18 protein-coding genes are annotated in these 20007 nt (G+C 38.3%); 10 read left to right on the top strand and 8 right to left on the bottom strand.

Features of this window, described 5'->3' with window-relative positions; genetic code table 11:
• The first annotated feature begins 11 nt into the window (after positions 1 to 11).
• From DSM106972_RS11195 to DSM106972_RS11180, 6 genes are all read left to right on the top strand, one after another.
• Complete coding sequence (locus DSM106972_RS11195) at positions 12 to 1988, top strand: DNA cytosine methyltransferase (protein WP_127080759.1); 1977 nt, start codon at positions 12 to 14, stop codon at positions 1986 to 1988.
• 93 nt (positions 1989 to 2081) lie between these two features.
• Positions 2082 to 2894, top strand: a complete 813-nt coding sequence (locus DSM106972_RS53335; RefSeq protein ID WP_233787702.1) for a hypothetical protein — start codon at positions 2082 to 2084, stop codon at positions 2892 to 2894.
• 213 nt (positions 2895 to 3107) lie between these two features.
• Positions 3108 to 3302, top strand: coding sequence for a hypothetical protein (locus tag DSM106972_RS53330; protein WP_233787701.1), 195 nt, complete (start codon positions 3108 to 3110; stop codon positions 3300 to 3302).
• Positions 3303 to 3320: 18 nt separating this feature from the next.
• Positions 3321 to 3482: a DUF6887 family protein gene (locus tag DSM106972_RS55770; protein ID WP_411675294.1), complete on the top strand. Its 162-nt coding sequence runs from the start codon at positions 3321 to 3323 to the stop codon at positions 3480 to 3482.
• A gap of 43 nt (positions 3483 to 3525) precedes the next feature.
• Positions 3526 to 4701, top strand: coding sequence for a RuBisCO large subunit C-terminal-like domain-containing protein (locus DSM106972_RS11185; protein ID WP_127080758.1), 1176 nt, complete (start codon positions 3526 to 3528; stop codon positions 4699 to 4701).
• Positions 4702 to 4796: 95 nt separating this feature from the next.
• The gene (locus DSM106972_RS11180; RefSeq protein WP_127080757.1) at positions 4797 to 5738 is read left to right on the top strand and encodes a DNA cytosine methyltransferase; all 942 of its coding nucleotides are present in this window, start codon (positions 4797 to 4799) and stop codon (positions 5736 to 5738) included.
• A 59-nt stretch (positions 5739 to 5797) separates the two neighbouring features.
• On the opposite strand, the gene DSM106972_RS11175 is transcribed toward DSM106972_RS11180, so the two are convergent.
• Entirely contained in the window at positions 5798 to 7846 is a 2049-nt protein-coding gene (locus DSM106972_RS11175) for a glycoside hydrolase family 10-like protein (protein WP_127080756.1), read from the bottom strand.
• 184 nt (positions 7847 to 8030) lie between these two features.
• Between DSM106972_RS11175 and DSM106972_RS11170 the strand changes: the two genes are divergently transcribed.
• A complete protein-coding gene (locus DSM106972_RS11170) occupies positions 8031 to 8492 on the top strand; it encodes a hypothetical protein (protein ID WP_127080755.1) in 462 nt (153 codons plus the stop codon).
• Positions 8493 to 8633: 141 nt separating this feature from the next.
• Here the strand turns inward: DSM106972_RS11170 and DSM106972_RS11165 are convergent, their stop codons facing one another.
• The 4 genes from DSM106972_RS11165 to DSM106972_RS11150 form a co-directional block, all read right to left on the bottom strand.
• Entirely contained in the window at positions 8634 to 10586 is a 1953-nt protein-coding gene (locus tag DSM106972_RS11165; protein ID WP_233787700.1) for a S9 family peptidase, read from the bottom strand.
• A gap of 122 nt (positions 10587 to 10708) precedes the next feature.
• Positions 10709 to 11986, bottom strand: coding sequence for a tetratricopeptide repeat protein (locus DSM106972_RS11160; protein ID WP_127080754.1), 1278 nt, complete (start codon positions 11984 to 11986; stop codon positions 10709 to 10711).
• Between the two features lie 76 nt (positions 11987 to 12062).
• Positions 12063 to 13001, bottom strand: coding sequence for a phytanoyl-CoA dioxygenase family protein (locus DSM106972_RS11155; protein ID WP_127080753.1), 939 nt, complete (start codon positions 12999 to 13001; stop codon positions 12063 to 12065).
• Positions 13002 to 13279: 278 nt separating this feature from the next.
• Positions 13280 to 14020 carry a hypothetical protein gene (locus DSM106972_RS11150; RefSeq protein ID WP_127080752.1) on the bottom strand — a complete coding sequence of 247 codons (741 nt, stop codon included), beginning with the start codon at positions 14018 to 14020 and terminating at the stop codon, positions 13280 to 13282.
• A 24-nt stretch (positions 14021 to 14044) separates the two neighbouring features.
• On the opposite strand from DSM106972_RS11150, the gene sfsA reads away from it, so the two are divergent.
• Positions 14045 to 14773 (top strand): DNA/RNA nuclease SfsA, encoded by a 729-nt coding sequence (gene sfsA, locus DSM106972_RS11145; protein ID WP_127080751.1) that lies wholly within the window; start codon positions 14045 to 14047, stop codon positions 14771 to 14773.
• Between the two features lie 80 nt (positions 14774 to 14853).
• Here sfsA and DSM106972_RS11140 read toward each other — a convergent pair whose 3' ends face one another.
• Entirely contained in the window at positions 14854 to 16539 is a 1686-nt protein-coding gene (locus DSM106972_RS11140) for an NAD(P)H-quinone oxidoreductase subunit 4 (protein ID WP_127080750.1), read from the bottom strand.
• A 1008-nt stretch (positions 16540 to 17547) separates the two neighbouring features.
• Positions 17548 to 17703 (bottom strand): hypothetical protein, encoded by a 156-nt coding sequence (locus tag DSM106972_RS51350; protein WP_158632810.1) that lies wholly within the window; start codon positions 17701 to 17703, stop codon positions 17548 to 17550.
• Positions 17704 to 17943: 240 nt separating this feature from the next.
• On the opposite strand from DSM106972_RS51350, the gene DSM106972_RS54850 reads away from it, so the two are divergent.
• Together DSM106972_RS54850 and rpoD are read left to right on the top strand one after the other, a co-directional pair.
• Positions 17944 to 18066: a hypothetical protein gene (locus DSM106972_RS54850; protein WP_267901094.1), complete on the top strand. Its 123-nt coding sequence runs from the start codon at positions 17944 to 17946 to the stop codon at positions 18064 to 18066.
• Between the two features lie 174 nt (positions 18067 to 18240).
• Positions 18241 to 19413 carry an RNA polymerase sigma factor RpoD gene (gene rpoD / locus DSM106972_RS11135; RefSeq protein ID WP_073621961.1) on the top strand — a complete coding sequence of 391 codons (1173 nt, stop codon included), beginning with the start codon at positions 18241 to 18243 and terminating at the stop codon, positions 19411 to 19413.
• Positions 19414 to 19765: 352 nt separating this feature from the next.
• Here rpoD and DSM106972_RS11130 read toward each other — a convergent pair whose 3' ends face one another.
• Positions 19766 to 19951, bottom strand: coding sequence for a CAB/ELIP/HLIP family chlorophyll-binding protein (locus tag DSM106972_RS11130; RefSeq protein ID WP_127080749.1), 186 nt, complete (start codon positions 19949 to 19951; stop codon positions 19766 to 19768).
• Between the last annotated feature and the right edge of the window lie 56 nt (positions 19952 to 20007).

The raw sequence follows: 20007 nt of genomic DNA, 5'->3' as shown, positions 1-20007 counted from the left end.
AAAATTTAGTAATGCAACAGTTGTCTCTTCCTCTTGAATTACCTGGTTGTGAACCAATTAATAAAGCTTGGTTTCAAGAAATACTAACAACTCTTAAAGTCAAACAAGAACCAGCATGGACAGATAACTTTGGCAAATCGCTCCGAAAATGGTTAATACAGCAGGGACACACCCCTATTAAAACACTTAGTTTATTTTCGGGTGGTGGAGGATTAGACATCGCATTTCATGATGCTGGTTTTGAAATAATTCAAATGCTAGAGCTTGAACCTAAGTATATCAAAACCTTAGAGCATAATTCGTCACAAGGAAAATGGTTGTCAGGCGCCAAACCCATATGTATAGATATAAGAGAGTATTCACCTACATTTAACTTTAAAATCGATTTCATTATTGGAGGGCCACCCTGCCAAACTTTCTCAGCTGCTGGACGTAGAGCAGCAGGAGTAACTGGAATTACAGATGCTAGAGGTACATTGTTTCAAGAATATGTTCGTATTCTTAAAACACTTCAACCAAAAGGCTTTTTATTTGAAAACGTTTATGGAATTACTGGCGCCAATAAAGGTGAAGCTTGGCAAGAAATTCAAGAAGCTTTTAGAGAAGTTGGGTATAAAATTTACTATCGTATTTTAGATGCGGCAGACTATGGAGTACCTCAACATCGAGAGCGTTTATTTATTATTGGGTTAAAAGAAGGCGAATTTTTATTTCCATATCCTACTCACGGTTTAGACTCTCTTAATCAAAATCCATATTACTTTGCAGCACAAGCTGTAGAAGGCGCCGACTATTCAGATATTGAAATAGGAATAAACGGTAAATATGGACATTTACTTGAACATATTCCACCTGGACTTAATTATAGTTTTTATACAAAGGAAATGGGATATCCCAATCCAGTATTTAGCTGGAGATCAAAATTTTCAGATTTTTTATATAAAGCAGACCCAGAAACCCCAGTACGAACTATTAAAGCGCAAGGTGGGCAATATACAGGCCCTTTTAGCTGGGAAAATCGAAAGTTTTCTATTTCTGAGTTAAAACGTCTACAAACAATTCCTGATGAGTATGAAATAGTTGGAAACCGACAAGTTTCTATCGAACAAATTGGTAACTCAGTACCTCCTCAATTGGGCAGGATGTTAGCGCTGAGTATTCTAGAACAAGTCATGAAAGTTCAATTACCTAGTTCAATAAGTTATTTACAACACAATAAAAAATTAAGCTTTCGACAACGTAAAAAAGAATTAACAGATATTTATTTACAAAAAGCTAAAGCTGCCGTAACAGATTTAAAAGAAAAAGGTAAAATTTTGTATATTCCTAGCATCAAATCTCATGACAAAGGAGAAATAATCAGATTTCTGTCACCTAATTTCGCTTGGAAGAAAGAAGCAACTGTTGGAGCTAGAAAAATTTACATAAATTATAATTTTGATGACGTTCGCTGGTTAATTAAAGCAGGTCTAAATCCAAATTGGGATGACGATGAAAAGTTTACTATAGAAATTAATCCATCTTACGCTAATGAAGAATGGGTTATAGGCACAAACTTAGTTAAGCTTTGCGCTCAAGATTTAGATTTACAAATCCTTACATCCCTTTGGAAATGTTTTGAAGAAAAGTTAACTGAAATTACAGGCAAAGCTGACTTAGTACAGTTATCAGGGTATTATCAATACAGTCCAAAAATTGTTGGCATAATGACCTTTCATCCTAAATTAGAAATTAATCGGCTTTGGCATGTTATTCAATGTGTAACAAGGTATATTGGTACTGCTTCTCAACTTTCAACCGCAGAACTTGCAGAGAAATGGGGTGTTAAAGCAGAAGATATATTTTCTTACCTTCAATCTTTACGAAGTATAGGCTATGAAGTGAGAAACCATAATACCAACTCTCAAATTCCTAAAGATAAATATTTAATTCCTTATGCCTTTCCAACATTAAACCCTAAAAGCGTACAACTTCGTAAAACTTTATAAATAAAAAATGGATGAATTACACTTAAAAGTATACAACAACAGAAGTGAATTGGTATTGCCAGATGGTACAGTTGAGTTATTTTTAGAAGGAGGATGAATCAAACTGCAAAAATACGATATAAAAAAATAGCAACGGAACTTTCTAGTGGATATTTAGAGAGACAAATTTTACTTTGTCGTAATTCGTCATCAAATCTTGATTTTTCACAACTATCACAGGAGCATAAGCTTCTTTTAGGCACGCTGGTTAGTTCAGTAACTAGCGAGGTTGGGAGAGCATTAGTTGGTTTGACAATTTTACAACTATGTGTAAAGTCTATTGAACCAGAACAAAATATTAGATTACATAAAGGTAGCGCAAGTTCGAGAGATTTTTCTTGGCATGATGGTATTTCAATGCGTTCGCTGGACAAACAGTACATTACACCAACACTGCGAAAATATGAACTACTTAGGCTAAATGCAGATGGTTTTATGATGACGCGCAGTTTAGCAGAAAATTATCCATACTCATCTGTATATAAAGCTAATATGAGAGGCGCCCGTTCTGAATGGTTAAATATTGTTGAAGCAGTTGAGGAAGATCAGATAGTTCCTGAGTTAGCATTGCTCTATCTTTTATCACAATTATTCAATCAAGCAGATAACTTTAGAGAATTAGCTGTACAAATTACTGATAAACTACTTTCATATCTGGAAACCACCATAATTAACAAGGAGATTGCATTCAATATTATTTTACAGCACATGAATAATTCGGCTTATGCTGCTCGATTGATGGAAATAGCAATGCACAGTTTAATGCAAGCTATGCAAGAATTCCAAATTTTTCCTAATTATTTGCTAAAACCTCTCTCACAAATGCGTTCAGCTAATAAAAAACATGGAAATATTGGTGACATATAACTTTTAGAGGATAGGCAAATTATAGAAGCTTGGGATGCTAAATATGGTAAATCGTGTTTAAGAGATGAAATTGAAGAATTATCAGAAAAACTGGAAGTCCATCCTGATGTTATAAAAGCTGGCTTTGTTACAAGCATTAAACCTGAAAGACTTGAAGAACTAGAATCTAGATGTAAAGAAATTGAGGAAATATTTGGAATATCTCTTGAAATATTGACGTTTGAAGAGTGGGTTAAGGCACAATTTAATAGGGCATCATTAGAAGATTTAATAGTTGAACAAGAACTTGCAGCACGATGGCTGAAAGCTTATACTGAGTCTTTAGCACAACTACGTCGAGATTTGGCGCCAATTGATGAACCTTGTTATCAATGGCTGGTTTCACTAAATGAAATTTTAAAGCTGTAGTAACTTCTGACTTTTATAATGGAGAAGCGTTTTATGAGTAATGTTGATTACGATGCTATGTCAAATGAGGAATTAAGACGGTATTTTCTGAGACATCGTGAAGATGCTTCGTTCCTCAGCATGACAAAGATGCTACCCTGCGGGAAAACTGCGTTAACGTTCCGAAGTATGACATACTAGATTTGGGATACTGGATTTTGGTATTTTGCGGAAGCTTTGTAAGATGGCTATCGAAGTAGATTATCGTTTTCCACCGGATGTAAATGCTGAGAAACAAGCTAAAGTTATTGCGATAGGGCAAACTGTTGGAACTTGGGATGCGCGGTTTGCCCATCGTGAAGCGAGTTTAACATCGCATTTGGGTGAGGTTGTATCTGTTGTGAAGCAACCTGATAATTATAGTATTGCGACGGTACGCTTTCCTTTATCGAATGTAGAAAATGATGTGAGTAGTTTACTTACTATGATATTCGGTAAGTACTCAATGGCAGGCGCCGCGAAAGTTGTTGCATTAAGACTACCCGAAAATTACGGGTTGCGTCCTAAATATGGTATATCGGGTATACGTGAATTATTGAACGTGCGTACACGTCCTTTGATAATGGCAATTTTCAAACCAGCTTTAGGACTTTCTGCCGCAGACCATGCTGCAATTTTAAAGGAAGTTGCTTTTGCGGGTTTAGATATTATCAAAGATGATGAGATTTTAGGTAATCTTGCTTCTGCTCCCACTTTAGAACGCTTAAAAGCTTGCCGTAAAGTACTTGATATAGTCAAGCAACAAACTGGAAACACTGTACTTTATGCCGTTAATGTTACAGGAAATGCTGCACAATTATTACAACGTGCTAGGGATTTAGTAAGTAATGGCGCCAATGCCTTATTATTAAATGTCTTTTCCTACGGATTTTCTGTTTTAGAAGCTTTAGCTGTTGACCCAGAAGTGAATGTGCCTATTTTTACCCATCCAGCGGGTGCAGGCGCCCTTTCTGCTGCTCCTGACTATGGTTTTGATTATTCGGTTTCTTTAGGAACATTAATGACTTACGCAGGCGCCGATGCTGTTTTGTATCCAGCCCATTATGGTAATTTACCATTTGATGCCAATACTGAAGCCCAAATTCGCGATATTTTAAGAGCTAGAAATGTCATGCCAGTTCCATCAGCAGGTATTCACCCAGGTGTAGTAAGCAAAGCTGTATCTGACTATGGTCAAGATGTTGTTCTTAATGCTGGTACAGGCATTATGGACCACCCTGATGGCGCAGGTAGCGGTGTCAAAGCATTTTTTGAAGCTCTTGAATGTGTGAACAAAGGTGAATCTTTGAATTTAGATAGCTTACCAGATGGCGCCTTAAAGAGCGCAATTCAAAAATGGGGTGTTTGGTCACATAAGTAGCCAACAAACGTACTACACAAAAATAAACATAAGCATAGTTGACGAACAAAGGAACTATAGTTGACAATTTGCCATAGGTCTTTTTAGGAATTTGTATGGCATTAATAAATAAGCAAACCAAACATACAAATTTAAGAATTATTGACTTTTTTGCTGGCTGTGGGGGATTATCTTTAGGTTTTCAAAATGCTGGTATGACCGTCGTAGCAGCATTTGATAAATGGGAACCAGCAGTACAAGTCTATAAAAAGAACTTTTCGCATAAGATTTACAGTTGTGACCTTGGCAATGTAGATAATTATAATTTTTTTCTTAGCCTCAACCCTGACGTTATTATAGGCGGTCCACCTTGCCAGGATTTTTCTAGTGCTGGTAAGCGTAATGAAGATTTAGGAAGAGGTGATTTGAGTATTACATTCGCCCAAATCATCGCGTCTGTGAAACCACAATGGTTTGTAATGGAAAATGTAGATAGGTTTCAAAAAAGCCAGAAATATAACCAAGTTATAAATATATTTAAAAATAGTGGTTACGGGTTGACACAAAGGATAATTAATGCAGCATTCTGTGGAGTTCCTCAAAGTCGAAAAAGATATTTCTGTATAGGAGAATTAAACGGTATCGATAACGCATTAATTCCATATATAAACTATAATTTATCCAAAGAACCAACTACAATCAGGCATTATTTAGGAAACAGCCTAGGTATTGAATATTACTACAGGCATCCTAGAACTTATCAAAGACGAGGTATATTTAGTATCGATGAACCAAGCCCTACAATTAGAAGTGTAAATCGTCCTGTTCCCAAAAGTTATAAAGGGCATCCTGGAGATGCGGCGCCTATCACTTCTGATTTACGTCCATTAACTACTATAGAACGAAGCTATATACAAACATTTCCCAAACATTTTATTTTTGATGAACAAAATCAATCTAAAACTGATTTAGAACAAATGATTGGTAATGCAGTACCAGTAAAATTAGCTGAATTTGTCGCCAGATGCCTGCTCCAACACATAAAAGATCAACTGTAGGTTGGGTGGAGGCTTTGCGGAACCCAACCCAACCCAACCCAACCCACAAAATGGTAAATTTAACTTACGGTAATAACTACACCTAAACTTTCATTGGCTAATCTATCAACAGCACATACAGCATATTGTCCTGGTTCTACGGTGGCGAAGTTTGTACCGCGACTTAGAACACGCTGTAGTGTCCAGTTGTCTCCACTACGTCTGTATAAAGTCCAAGAACGAATTTCGCGCGTATCTCCAGGTTGCCACGATAGGCGCCGCGATGTTACTTGGAGTTGAGTTGGTGGTGATGGTAGGTTAGAATTACGCCAAGGCATGGTCGGCGCCAGTGCGGGGGTATTATATAGAGATTGTCGGAATTTATCGGCGATACCCTGGCGATTTTCGCTAATGCCACTCATACTAAAAAAGATGTTGCCCAAAGATAAATCATTAACTAGGTTACGACTGATTTTTACCTGTTTTTCGATTTCTTCGTCTTTCCAAGCTTTACCATCTAGTTGTCCAAGATTGTTTCCTGCATAAATATGGCGTTGCCTTGTATTAATTTCTGTCCACCATTTGAGTAAAGTAGGGTAACTTTGTTGTGTTTGGTCGGTACGCCAATATAGTTGTGGAGCAATATAATCTAACCAGCCTTGTTCAACCCACTTTTTAGCGTCGGCATAAAGTACTGCAAAAGCATCTAAACCTCTAATTCCTGCTGGTTGTCCTGGTCTATAAATACCAAAGGGACTAATACCAAATTTTACGTGGGGTTTTGCTGCTCTAATTCCTTGTGATAACCGTAATACCATTTGATTAACATTTTCACGGCGCCAGTCTTCTAAACTTAAATTACCACCAGCACTACGATACGCTGCATAAGTTTTATTATCAGGAAAGTTTTGTCCTTGAATAGGGTAAGGGTAAAAGTAGTCGTCGAGGTGGATACCATCAACGTCATAGCGTTGTAGCACGTCCATAATTACATTGTACGCGCGGTCTTGCACAACTTTGGCGCCTGGATCCATCCATAATTGATTACCCCATTGATATACTACATCAGGGTTTGTAACAGCAAGATGAGGACGAGCTAGATTACCTTGTCGAATAGAAGTTCTCGCACGGTAAGGATTAAACCATGCGTGTAATTCAATATTGCGTTTACGACATTCAGCAATAGCAAACTGTAATGGGTCATATCCGGGTGCTTGACCTTGTGTACCAGAGAACCAAGCACTCCAAGGTTCTAGTTGCGACTGATAAGTTGCATCTCCTTCAGGACGCACTTGAAATACAAGCGCGTTGAAATTTAATTGTTGAAGTCGGGTAATAATTTGTACTAGTTCGGCTTTTTGCTGGTCGGCAGATAACCCTGGTTTTGATGGAAAATCAATATTCCATACACACGTTAACCAGGCGCCGCGAAATTCACGACGATGACTCACACGAACTGTACCTGTTGGTGCTGGTGATGGAGTAGGAGTAGGTGTAGGACGTGGTGGGGTTGAAGTTTGTCGAGGTGAAACTAAAAAGTTGGAGGCAATTTTTGGTACTTCGCCAATGTACACTAAGCCTTGATAGATAAATGCCGCAACATCAGCGCGAATTGCCGCTAAATTCGGATTGAGTAATCTTGTATTTGGGTGGCTTGATACTATTTCTGCACTAGTTGCTATTGCTACTTGATTTCTTGCATAGCCAGGAATTTGTACGGAGTCTTCATAGATTTGCGGTAAGCTATTAAGTAAATCAGGTCTTATTTTTGACGCAATATCTAAACCTGCGACTAGGGATAATAAAACTTCTAGACGCGAAATTCGATTATCGGGACGAAAACGATTATCAGGGAAGCCATTCAGAAAGCCAGTTTCAAAAGCTGTTTGAATTGCTGAGAAAGCCCAAGAATTTGCAGGTACATCTACAAAAGGTATGTATTGGCGCCTTTTCGGAATCTTTGTAAATGCCTTAGTTATAATTGCCGCATACTCCGCACGTGTGATTGAGTTATCAGGACGAAAGACACCATTTTGCCCTGCAACTACACCACGTCGCAGCAATGGTTCGATAAATAAACGTGCCCAATGATTTTGTATATCAGAGAACGTTGTAGGATTTGATACCATTGTTCAAGTTGTATATTCGGTTTACTGGGATAAATTGTAGACTGCTTTGTTATTTTGGGCACAAGAAAAAAGAGAAACCCTAAAAACCGGGTTTCTGAAACAATTTTGTATTTTTGCCTATCTTGACTTTTAAGCTACAACTGTTTTCACTGCAATTAGTTAAAGTTAATTTGATTAATGAATAATGATTTTTAAAAGCGTGCGAAAGCGTAACTTATTTTACATTTTATTTACACTTGTTTTAATTGGTGTTATGGGTTTCTCGTATTTATCAGAAAAGTCGCCTGTTTTAGGGTGTCAATGGTGGGGCTTTTCAGATAAAACTCCTAAATACTATGCGTATCCTGAAAAGCTAGTTGTTAAACCTTGGCATGGACAACATCATGTATATGCTGTTTTCATGGTTCCCGGTGGGTATCTTAATGATAAGCAGTTTACTGTGAATATTCAGGGTGATAAAACTTATTGTGGAATTCTTGCTTACGGTGGGACGAATGAATTTGAGGGTGTTCGCGCGAAACCTGGACACTATTTAATGAAGGGTTTGTTAAATACTCGTATTGCTTTGTGGGTTATTTCTCAAGGTAAGGGTGAGGAATTGAAAGAACCTACTAATTGGAAAGTTGGTTATTCTAAGATTAAATAGTTACATTTTTAAGAAATAATTAAGAGACGGGCAGGGATGCCCGTTCCACAAGAGTTATAATTAGTACTCAGCACTCAGTACTCAGCACTCAGTACTCAGAACTCAGCACTCAGCACTCAGCACTCAGCACTCAGCACTTTATTACTTTAAGAGATTTTCTTGGATGAACATGATTGTTGCGTAAAATTGAAAGTCTATGTTTCTTTTTTTACTGAAACCATGTCCTTCATCTTTTGCCATGAGATACCAGACGGGGATGTTGTTTTTTCGCACAGTTGCTACTATTTGTTCGGCTTCGTTTAATGGTACGCGCGGGTCGTTTTTTCCGTGAATTACAAAGAGTGGTTTTTTGATACGACTGGCGTTATTTAAGGGCGATATTTTTAAGAGAAATTCGCGCATTTTCGGGTCTCGCTCGTCCCCGTACTCTACTCTTCGTAAGTCTCTTCTATAACCTTCGGTTCTTTCTAAGAATGTGACAAAGTTGGATATTCCGACTATATTTATTGAAGCGCGTATTCTTTCAGGATAGTTGGTTGCTACTGCTAGAGACATATAGCCTCCGTAACTTCCACCTGTTACTAATACTCGGTCTTTATCTAGCTGGGGTTGTGTTGATATCCAGTCTAATAAGGCGCCTATATCTTTTACTGAGTCTTCACGTTTAAATCCGTTGTCAAGTTGCAGAAATGTTTTTCCGTACCCTGATGAACCTCGGACGTTGGGAAATATTACTGTTACACCTAATTCATTTATTATGTAATTAAGGCGCCCTAAAAAGCCAGGACGTGATTGTGCTTCGGGGCCTCCATGAATATCAATTATTACCGGACGTTTGCCTGTAAATTTCGATGGGGGACGATACATAAACCCAGAAATTGTTTTACCGTCAAAGCTTTTCCATCTAATTAATTGAGCATCGGTGAAGTTGGCTGTGTTGATACCACCTGTTTCGCTTTCTGTCCAACGTTCTATTTTGTTAGTGCGAATATTTAATGAATATACATCGGCTGTGGAACGTGCAGAAACTAATGTAAATCCTAAGTCCTCATTATTTTTATGCCAGTTGGTGCCTAGTACTTGTCCTACAGGTAATTTAGGTAGGGGTTTTTCTTTACGTGTTGCTGTATCAAGAAGGTGTAATACACTGGTGCCATCTTCATTCGTAACGAAAGCTAAGTTTTTACCGTCATCGGAAAGGTCAATATCTTCGACATCCCATTTGATATCCGTAGTAAGGTAAGTTGGCTGCATTGTCGCTAGGTCAACATATGCCAATCTTTGAAATTCTGATTCTTTATCGGTGACAACGTATAAACCTTTTCCGTCTTTACTAAATATGGCGCCACCATAAGAAACTTTTTCTTTACCACCTTTGGGTGTAATAAGTTTCTTTTCTCCAGATGCTGCATCTAATAACCATAAGTAGCTTTCATTTACAGAAACGTATTCGATTGCGAGTATTTTACTATCATCTGGCGCCCAGTCTAATGGACCCCAACCACCACCTTCGACTTGGGTAATAAGTTTATTAGTTTTGGGGTCTAATGGGTCAATAATATAAAAATCATTGTCTTTACCAGTACGACGGGTAGAGGTGTAAATTATTCTGTCACCTTTATTCGACCATATACCACCACTGTTTTTTGACTTACCGTCGGTGAGTAAGGTTATATCACCTGTCGCGAAGTCATAACGGTAGTTTTGGCTAAACTCATTTCCACCAATATCTTTACTGAAAACAAAATATTCGCCTTGTGTTGGTTGAAACCTTCCTCCTGCTACACGCTCAGGAAAAAAAGTTAATTGCTTGCGGGCGCCGAGAGGAGATTTGACGAGGTGTACTTGTGGGGTGTCAGCAAAGCGTGTAGATATGAGCATTTCACGTCTTTTGGGGTGCCAACTGGCTAAACTCGCAGCGCGAAAATTAGTGTAGCGTTCAACACTTTGGACGATGCTAACCGGAATGGGTGGAATTCCTTCCACAACTAGATTATCACCCGGTGTAATAGTTTGAGTTTGAGCAACAGCCATAAAAGCAGGTAGCAATACTACTGCTAAAAGGGTAGCAAAGAATTTTGAAAAGAATCGCATTATATGGGTTATGTCATCTCGGAACGGTCATTGTATAAAATACACTGGTTTTGGGGGCGGGTTTACCAAGAGGCGGGTTTACGAAGTGTTAAAACATTTGTAGCATATGGGTTAACCTGCCCCTACCGTCTATCACGTTCAATGTCACTAATGACTTTTTCGATGTACCAATCTTCTGACATACCTGGATAATAATACTTAGCGTCTTCTATCAGCCTTTCGGCAATTTCCCAGTAACCGCCTACAAGCCTTAATAATTTTTGACGAAGTATAGTAGATTGAGCTTTGTTTAAATCTTGACTCGGTACAGTTATTTTATTTAAGCTGTCCAAGGCTTTCTGATAATTTTTCCAATCTTCTTTTTCACAAAATATACTCGCAGCTTTTTGATAATCATTAATTGCTTGCTGCATTTCTTCGATATGGGTGTATGCTAAACCACGATTATAGTAAGCGTGGGCATCTTCGGGATCAAGTTGTAAAGCTTTAGTATAGTCTTGAACGGCGCCGTAGTGATTGCCCATGCTTCGGTAAGCGTTACCTCTGGCGATAAAAAGCATCGCATTATCTGGTTCTAATTCTAAAGCTTTGTTAAAATCAGCGATGGCGCCAGTATTATCTCCGAGTTGTAATCTGGCTTTACCTCGGTTACGGTAAACAATGGCGTCTTGAAAGTTATATTTTAAAGCTTGGTTAAAATCAGCAATGGCATCTATATACCTTTCTTGCTTGCAGCGTATCACACCTCTACAGCAATAAGCCTTACCATCTTGTGGGTCTACTTGAAAAACCCAGTTCAAACTTTCGAGCGCTTCTCTTATATCTCCTTGTTCGGCTTTTTCGATTAATTGTTTAAAGTAATCACCTTCGTGCATAATTACAGGTGATGTGCTCGTTGATGACTTAATGCTTACAACCTGCTGTGGTTGAGGTTTCGGTTGAAGCTGCTTAATTTTCTCCATGCACAACCGACAATTTTCTGCGTCTTTCTGCACTATATATAATTCTGCCGCTTTTTTGAAGCTGACAATGGCGCCGTGAACATCTCCAGCTTTTCGTAGCAGGGTACCGCGTAAGTTATGTGCTGCCGCATAATTGTAGTCAAGACGAATCGCGCGTTCAATATCATCAATGGCACTCGGCAAATTTTTTAGTACCATCCGCGCTAATGCCCGACTGTAATATGCTTGAATTAACTTTGAATCTAGGTTTAAAGCTTCGGTATAGTCTGAAACGGCGCGCAATACTTCACCCAAATCATAATAAGCCAAGCCACGCTGCAAGTAGGCTTCAGCAAAATAAGGATTTACCTCTAGTTCCGCTGTAAAATCTACGATGGCACCTGTATAGTCTTTCTGTTTAGCTTTTTCCAATCCCCGGTTGAAGTTTTCGTGCTGCATGGCTATGGCGTAAAAATATTCATCCTAACTTACTAGTATAAACGCTTGGCAATAGACGTGATTAATTTAGAATCATTTACAAAATAGATTTAAGATAGCGAGGTTCGATTAAATCGTGCTGCATTTCATAATCTTTACTAGCAAACTCAACCTGTAACATTAAACGAGGTTGAGTTAGTGGTGCGCTTCCTTTATGATAACCGAACGTATCTTCGGCAAATCCCCAACCGCGCGAACCTGTAATTGAAACTATATTTTCTTTTCCATAGTAATCTATCAAATCTTGCTCAGTCGCGCGCCCTCGCAATAGCTGATACAAAAGTTTCTTTCGATTATGGCTACCCAGTATATATACATGTGGACCACTATTCAAATCAACATCGGTTATATAGAAGAAAAACTTCAGAAATTTATAGTCATCAAGGTCGCAGTGAAAAACTTGTGCAGCTTTTGACTGTTCAAAAAAAGTTGAATTACTAGGAAAACTCCAAAAAAGCGAGTTTGATATATGTACTGGTTTAGTTTTAAGGTATTTTGCTGCAATTTCCTGTAAAATAAGATCATTTTGCAGCATGTTAATAGCTTGGCATTGCAATGCAGTATTAAAATATTTACCTACTAATATTTTTTGTTTACAAAAAGCTTGTGCTTTATCTTTTTCGTGAATATGAAAACCCTGTTTCGGATTTTTACCCGCGTAGCAGTTTGTGCTATAAGCAAACTTCAGTATATTATTTATTATATGTTCAGGTAACTGTAACCCTTGATACAATCCATATTTTTCTAAGTTAGCAATGACGTTATCTATATTTATGTTGGTAAAAATACTTGATTCTGTCTGTTGGATAGATGGCGCCTTATAAGAAGTAAAACTCTCACCTTTCCATTTGCGAATAGCATTGAACCTACCCATTCGCCGCATTATGAACCATTGAGGATTTGTAACTAATTCTTTGGAGTTATAGCTAATATATTGAGCTAACTTGATATGAAAACCTTGAAAAAACTCTTTCATTGTTCTTTATTTTACTTATCAGCTTCAAGTGAACTATTAAAAAATATCTATCCTTTTTCTATTTAAATTTTTATTTAATTAATGAAATAAAGTCTGTGTAAAGAACCTGACTAAAACAGTATTATTTGTGAATTAAAATGATATTAAAGTCATAATACTCAAAGAAATATACTTGTTAGCAAAAACATGTTTTTTGACCCTCAAGACGTTGAGAGTAAAATTATTGTTATAAATCCTCCTTTTTTAAGAGGATTGGGAGATTTAATAATTAGTTAATTTCAACTAATACCCATTCCATCCGTTTCGGATACTAATAGGCGCCCCCCTGAACGGTTACTTACAGTGTAAGTCCACACATAACCTTCACCACCGCCTTTACCAAAGTATCCTAACTTCGAGTATTCTTCTTTAATTCCATTTGTGAAGCCTTTAACCATATCATAATCAGCGATTAAAACTTCGTCTTTTCTAAGCTCTATTACTTTTGCTGGCGCCAATGTTCCTGTGACAACTTTCGCATTTTGTCCTGGTAATGCTTTAATTGCAATTCTCCATCTACCATCTGCTGAACCTGCCATTTGCCGCCAATTTAACTTTTTGGCGCCTAGTACCACATTATCAGAGCAAAATTGGAATATACCATCATCGAATTCCCATTGCTCATCGTCTGTAATATCAATTGCAGTGTAGTCTAAAAAAGAACCTTTCTGCTTCGGCTCAAGCTTGATTACGCCTGTACCGCGATAAACGGGTGCATTATAATCAATCTCGGTCATTAACGATACCCAAACATCTTTAAGGCGATTATCGGTTTTGTAAACTCCGTAGCTAAGGAGACCAAAACAACTGTGCATGGCGCCTTTTTGAACCACTACACCTGAATTTTCAAGTTTTATTTCTAATTGCTGGACAAACGGAATATTTTTGGTGGGATGATAGTGTTTGTTTGTTTCTTTGTTGATATTGTTTTGTAGATACCACAAATCGGTTGGTTCTAAAATTTTTACAGAATGTAACATAGTTTAGTTAAAGTACACAAATCAATGACTGATGATTATTTATACTACTATCCACCTTTATACTCTGGAATTTTCGTAAAACGCTACAAGCGGTTTTTTGCGGATGTCGAACTTGCTTCAGGAGAAGTAGTCACTGCACACTGTCCCAATACTGGCCCGATGACGGGAGTATCAACACCAGGTAGTCCGGTTATGCTGTCGAAAAGCGACAACGAAGCACGCAAGCTAGCTTATACCCTGGAACTTATACAAGTCAACGATAATGAACCAACTTGGGTGGGCATTAATACTGCTTTACCCAATCGAATTATAAAGCTTGCCCTCGCACAGCATTTATTTCCAGAATTGGGAAATTACACTTTTATTAAGGGTGAAGTACCTTACGGAATTGACAAAAAGAGTCGTATTGATTTTTTGTTGACGGGGAATGATACAGACTTACCTGTTTATGTTGAAGTCAAAAATACAACTTTGGCATCGGGTCGGTTAGCGCTGTTTCCTGATACAGAGACTACACGTGGGCAAAAGCATTTGCGGGAGTTAACGGCTTTGTTACCTCACAGTCGTGCGGTAATGCTTTATTTTATTAACCGAGCAGATTGTACGGAGTTTGCTCCAGGTGACAGCACTGACCCTGTATACGGTAAGTTGCTGAGAAATGCTTTTGCTATGGGTGTTGAGATATTGCCTTGTAGATTTGAAATTACCCCCATTGGTGTTCGCTATTTAGGTTTGGTGCCATGTGTAATGTAACACGCAAAAAAAAGCAGACGCTTTCTATAGACGACTGCTCGTAAGGATTCAGAGGTAGAGGTTAACACAAACTGGTATATCTATTTAAAAGTTCCTAAAACAGTCGCGGTTTCTGTTTCTGAGATTGTAGGAGCTAATAATCCTTGAGCATAGATACCAGGATTGCTGTTTGCTATTTGTGTATAAGAAGCGCGTATTTGAGTATTAATTGCAACAGTTTTTGCATCGTAAATTTTCATCGTAAATCTAGGATACAAACCTATACCGATAATCAGCACTAGGAAGCTAGCAGCAATAAATACTTCGCGGGCGCTAGCATCGCGGTAAACTGATTTGGTAGGAAGAACGCAGTCGGTACCGAAACAAACTACATCTTCTGTTTCTAAAGCTTGTAAACCACCGCTTCCTATTTCGCATTGGAGTACGGCGCCGTTACCATAAAATACCTGTTTGAGTAACGATAATAGGTAAATTGGGGTAAGAATTACGCCAACAGCAGATAGGAAAACGGTCACTGTACAGAACGTTGAACTGTAAATGTCACTGCTTGTCAGACCAACAAACACAGCGAGTTCGCTAGCAAAACTACTCATTCCAGGTAACGCTAACGAAGCCATTGCGCCAATTGTAAACAGGGCAAATACTTTTGGCATTACCTGCCCAACACCACCCATTTCTTCCATTGCCATTGTGTGGGTTCGGTCGTAAGTTACTCCAGCTAAAAAGAACAGTACTGCTGCTATCAAACCGTGAGAAATCATTTGTAGCATGGCGCCATTGATCCCCAGGTCAGTAAACGAGGCGATACCTAGCAACACAAAACCCATGTGCGATACTGATGAATACGCCAACCGACGCTTCATGTTTTTTTGAGCCAACGAATTTAAGGCGCCGTAGATAATATTGATGACACCAAGTATTGCTAAAACTGGAGCGAAATATATATGAGCATCACCAAGAAGCTCCATATTGATGCGAATCAACCCGTATCCACCCATTTTGAGGAGTACACCCGCCAAAATCATTGATACAGGAGCAGAAGCTTCACCGTGAGCATCAGGTAGCCAAGTATGTAACGGGAAAATTGCTAGCTTGACACCAAATGCAATCAGTAACCCAGCATACAAAAAAAGTTCTAAACCAATTGGATAATCTTTTAAAGCGAGTGCAGCAATATCGAAAGTTAAATCGCCACCACCATAAAGCCCCATTCCAAGAGCTGCTACAAGAATAAATATAGATGCTGCCGCTGTATATAGTATGAATTTTGTTGCTGCATAGCGACGTCTTTGTCCACCCCAAATCGAAACCAGTAAGTAAACGGGTACCAACTCGACTTCCCACATGATGAAAAACAGTAGCAAGTCTTGCGCTACGAACACGCCTATCTGCGCCGAATATAAAACCAGCATCAGCGCATAAAATAAACGTGGGCGCCTGTCTACTTGCCATGCAGAGAAAATAGCGAGTGTCGTTACAAACCCAGCCAACAGTACCAGCGGAACTGACAATCCATCAACAGAAACCGCCCAATTCAGACCTATCTGGGGTACCCAGGCATAATTCTCCGCAAGCTGAAACTTCGCACTAGTTGCATCGTAGTGCTTCCAAAATGCATAGCACATCAGTACTAAATCGGCGATACCTACTCCTAAAGCGTACCACCGCACTTGCTTGCCATCTTTATCAGGTAAAAATGGAATTGCAAGCGAAGCAACTAGTGGTAAGAAGATGATCGCGGTTAGCCAGGGAAAATGTTCCGCCATGTCAATAAGAAAAAATACTCATTTTTGTTATGAGGTTATCTTACTAAACTTTGTAAAGTTTTGTGCATAAGTCTTCACCATAGTTATGCATAGCACTAACTTATAGTGCATATTTGCCAAAATCTGATATGCTAATTTAATCTACTTACCTATCTTCATAAAACTTTACATCTCGTAATAAAAAGTAGATGTACTCAGGACAGTGAACAGTATTGTCATCAAAAGCTGACAATTAGGAAATCTCAGTATATAGATAGTGATTTGGTTGGAAGTATTAAGTAAACAGGGGAAAGAGCGCTTCTCAGTATAATTGTTCTAATAAATACAACGAGCTACTGTCGCAAAAAACGTGTTGCATTAACTGCTGTGAATAGCTGTTGTAGATAGAATTTGCGTGGTATGAGGTGTGTGAGGTGAGTATTTTTCTGGGTTTACTATGCATTTTTGTATCAAGTGGGTTAATATTGTTAGTCCTGAGTGTCAAACTCGTTTTGAATTGATTAAAATACGTTGTATACAATAAGAACAGTTTGTCAAGTCTCACAGGGTTGACATTTCAGTAGCACGTCCTCGTGCGATTAAAATTAAATAAGCTAGAGTTAAATTAATTAGCGACGTATGGCTAATTTTTACTGTACCCCGCAGATATTTTGCTGCTGGTTGCCTTAATTTCAAGCGAAGCCACTTGATTAAAATATTGGCTTATCTCAAAAAACGGTGATTGCGGCATTAAACTTGCAAAGCTTCACTTGTCTATAGGAAAAGGCGCCTTTAAGTATAGATGCTTGGTAAAGGCATTTATGTTTTGTCTAGGGTCTAAGTATCGAGTTTTCTCGCTTCCAGCAAGAAAATGGTTGTTACTTCCCTTACTTGTTCTGCTGTATCCCGTAGCGAGTTAGAGTAAGTAGTAGTTACCGAGTAATGTGTTTTCACCCGTATTTCATTCAAAAATATGCTTTTGTTGTGTAATGCAAAACTGTTAGAAATAGTTTTTGGTAACAAAACCACTTACGAGAACGCTTGCTTACCAAATGATTGAGGTTTTGGCAAATCCGTGCAAAGTTTTCCTGCATTTTGACGTGCCTCTTCAAAGAAATTAACAATAATTTCTTGGTGGTTATAGTTAAGATTTGGGTAAAGTTCAAGTGTACGGTTGCCGCTCAAAATTTCTATTTGATATAACAGGCTTTGTTGATTAAAGTTCTTTCACGGATATTACACAAAATAAGTGCAATTTTTGTGAAACAGGCTACAATCTAAAAAGTCTTGACAAAAAAATATCTTCATCCCATTAGTAAAGATGTTTTTTTGTAAGGTGTAATTTAGGTTGAAGGTCTGTAACAGGTAATTCAATCGCAACTGCATGTGCGTGAGCAACATAAAGTGTTTTTCACTTAATAAACAATGCCAAACTCAATTGCTATTTCTGAGAAAGGCTCAATGTATGAGTATTTAATCGGCAGTAGCTATTGGATGGTGTGCAGTATGTCTTTAAAACCCTTTTTAAGCATTCTTGCTGTGGGTTAAGTTTCGGAAATTTGTTTGCATATTTTTTTAGATGAAATATGTAACATGTCTGAACATTTTTTAGCTAAATTAGTCATTACCCTAGTTGTAGGGATGATATTCAAAGCTCGTCACGCGAGCAACTGCAATTTTGTCTTGAGTAATTGATTCTGCAAGGAGCATGAGGAACGCGGCATGAACCAGGCTAATAACGTACTCGAAAATATATTTCAGCCTGATCTAGTAGTCACAAATCAGCCTGATTTCGAGTTAGAGGAACTCTTAATAGATGATGAAGAGGACTTGCTACTTGGCGATGATGGCGAAATCGATGATTTTCTAGAACCGACATCTGATGAGGACGACGCAAAGTCTGGAAAAGCCGCTAAATCGCGTCGTCGGGCACAGTCCAAGAAGAAGCATTACACCGAAGATTCGATCCGTCTTTACTTACAAGAAATCGGTCGAATTCGTTTGCTTCGTGCGGATGAAGAAATCGAATTAGCGCGTAAAATTGCTGATTTACTCGAATTGGAAAGAATTCGAGAAAAATTGTCCCAGCAATTAGACCGTGACCCCAGAGATAGCGAGTGGGCTGAGGCTGTGCAATTAACATTACCACAATTCCGCTATCGTTTGCACATCGGGCGTCGGGCAAAAGATAAAATGGTGCAGTCCAACCTGCGTCTTGTGGTTTCAATTGCCAAGAAGTATATGAATCGTGGGCTGTCTTTCCAAGATTTGATACAAGAAGGAAGTCTTGGTTTGATTCGCGCGGCTGAGAAGTTTGACCATGAAAAAGGTTACAAATTCTCAACTTATGCGACATGGTGGATTCGTCAAGCTATTACACGCGCAATTGCCGACCAATCACGTACTATTCGTTTACCAGTCCACCTTTACGAAACCATTTCACGTATAAAGAAAACAACGAAGTTACTTTCTCAAGAAATGGGTCGCAAACCTACTGAGGAAGAAATTGCTACCCGCATGGAGATGACTATTGAGAAGTTAAGGTTTATTGCTAAGTCAGCGCAATTACCTATTTCGTTAGAAACTCCTATCGGTAAGGAAGAAGATTCTCGATTAGGCGACTTTATTGAATCGGATGGTGAAACACCCGAAGACCAAGTGTCTAAGAATTTATTGCGCGAAGACCTCGAAAAAGTTCTTGATAGTCTTAGCCCTCGTGAACGTGATGTACTGCGTTTAAGATATGGACTAGATGACGGTCGCATGAAAACTTTAGAAGAAATTGGACAAATCTTTAACGTCACACGCGAACGAATTCGTCAAATCGAAGCTAAAGCACTTCGTAAGTTGCGCCATCCTAACCGCAATAGCGTTTTGAAAGAGTATATTCGTTAAAGGATATTTTCAAATGTCCCCCTGTTTGTCATGAGTCACGCCCGGTGAAGCATCTGGTATATATAGTTAAACCTTAGGTTCTTCGCTGCGCTGACAATGACAAGTTAAACTTCTAGTCAACTTTTTAATTAGCGTCATAATATGAACCTGGGTGTTTTATAACTTCCAGGTTTTGATTTTTATGTCTAATTTGTATATAAAAAATTGCTCAAAAAGTTAAGTAATGTAAATTTAAATTGATTTATGTAAAGAATATTATATAAAAATTTAAAAAGCCTGGGAGGATAGGCACTTATCTTCCCAGGTTATATAACATCTACAGGGTATCAATTCAAGACAGTTATATTTGAACTTAAAAAATGCCCCAGAAGTGTAAAAAGCCTTTACCAGAAAAAATTTCAATCAAAGCTGCTGCTAAAAAACCAATCATTGCTAAACGACCATTCCAAATTTCTGCTTGTGGAGTAAATCCCCAACGCCAAGCATTACGGTCTTGCATTACTGGTGCGTTAATATTGGTTGCTGTTGTATTTTGCATGGTTACTACTCCAAATTGGAATTAAAAGCTTAAGGTCTTATGTAAATAAATATAAC

The sequence above is a fragment of the Dulcicalothrix desertica PCC 7102 genome, assembly GCF_003991905.1.
GTDB lineage: Bacteria > Cyanobacteriota > Cyanobacteriia > Cyanobacteriales > Nostocaceae > Dulcicalothrix > Dulcicalothrix desertica.
Note: the sequence above shows the minus strand (reverse complement) of the source record. Positions and strands in the feature narration are given on the sequence as shown.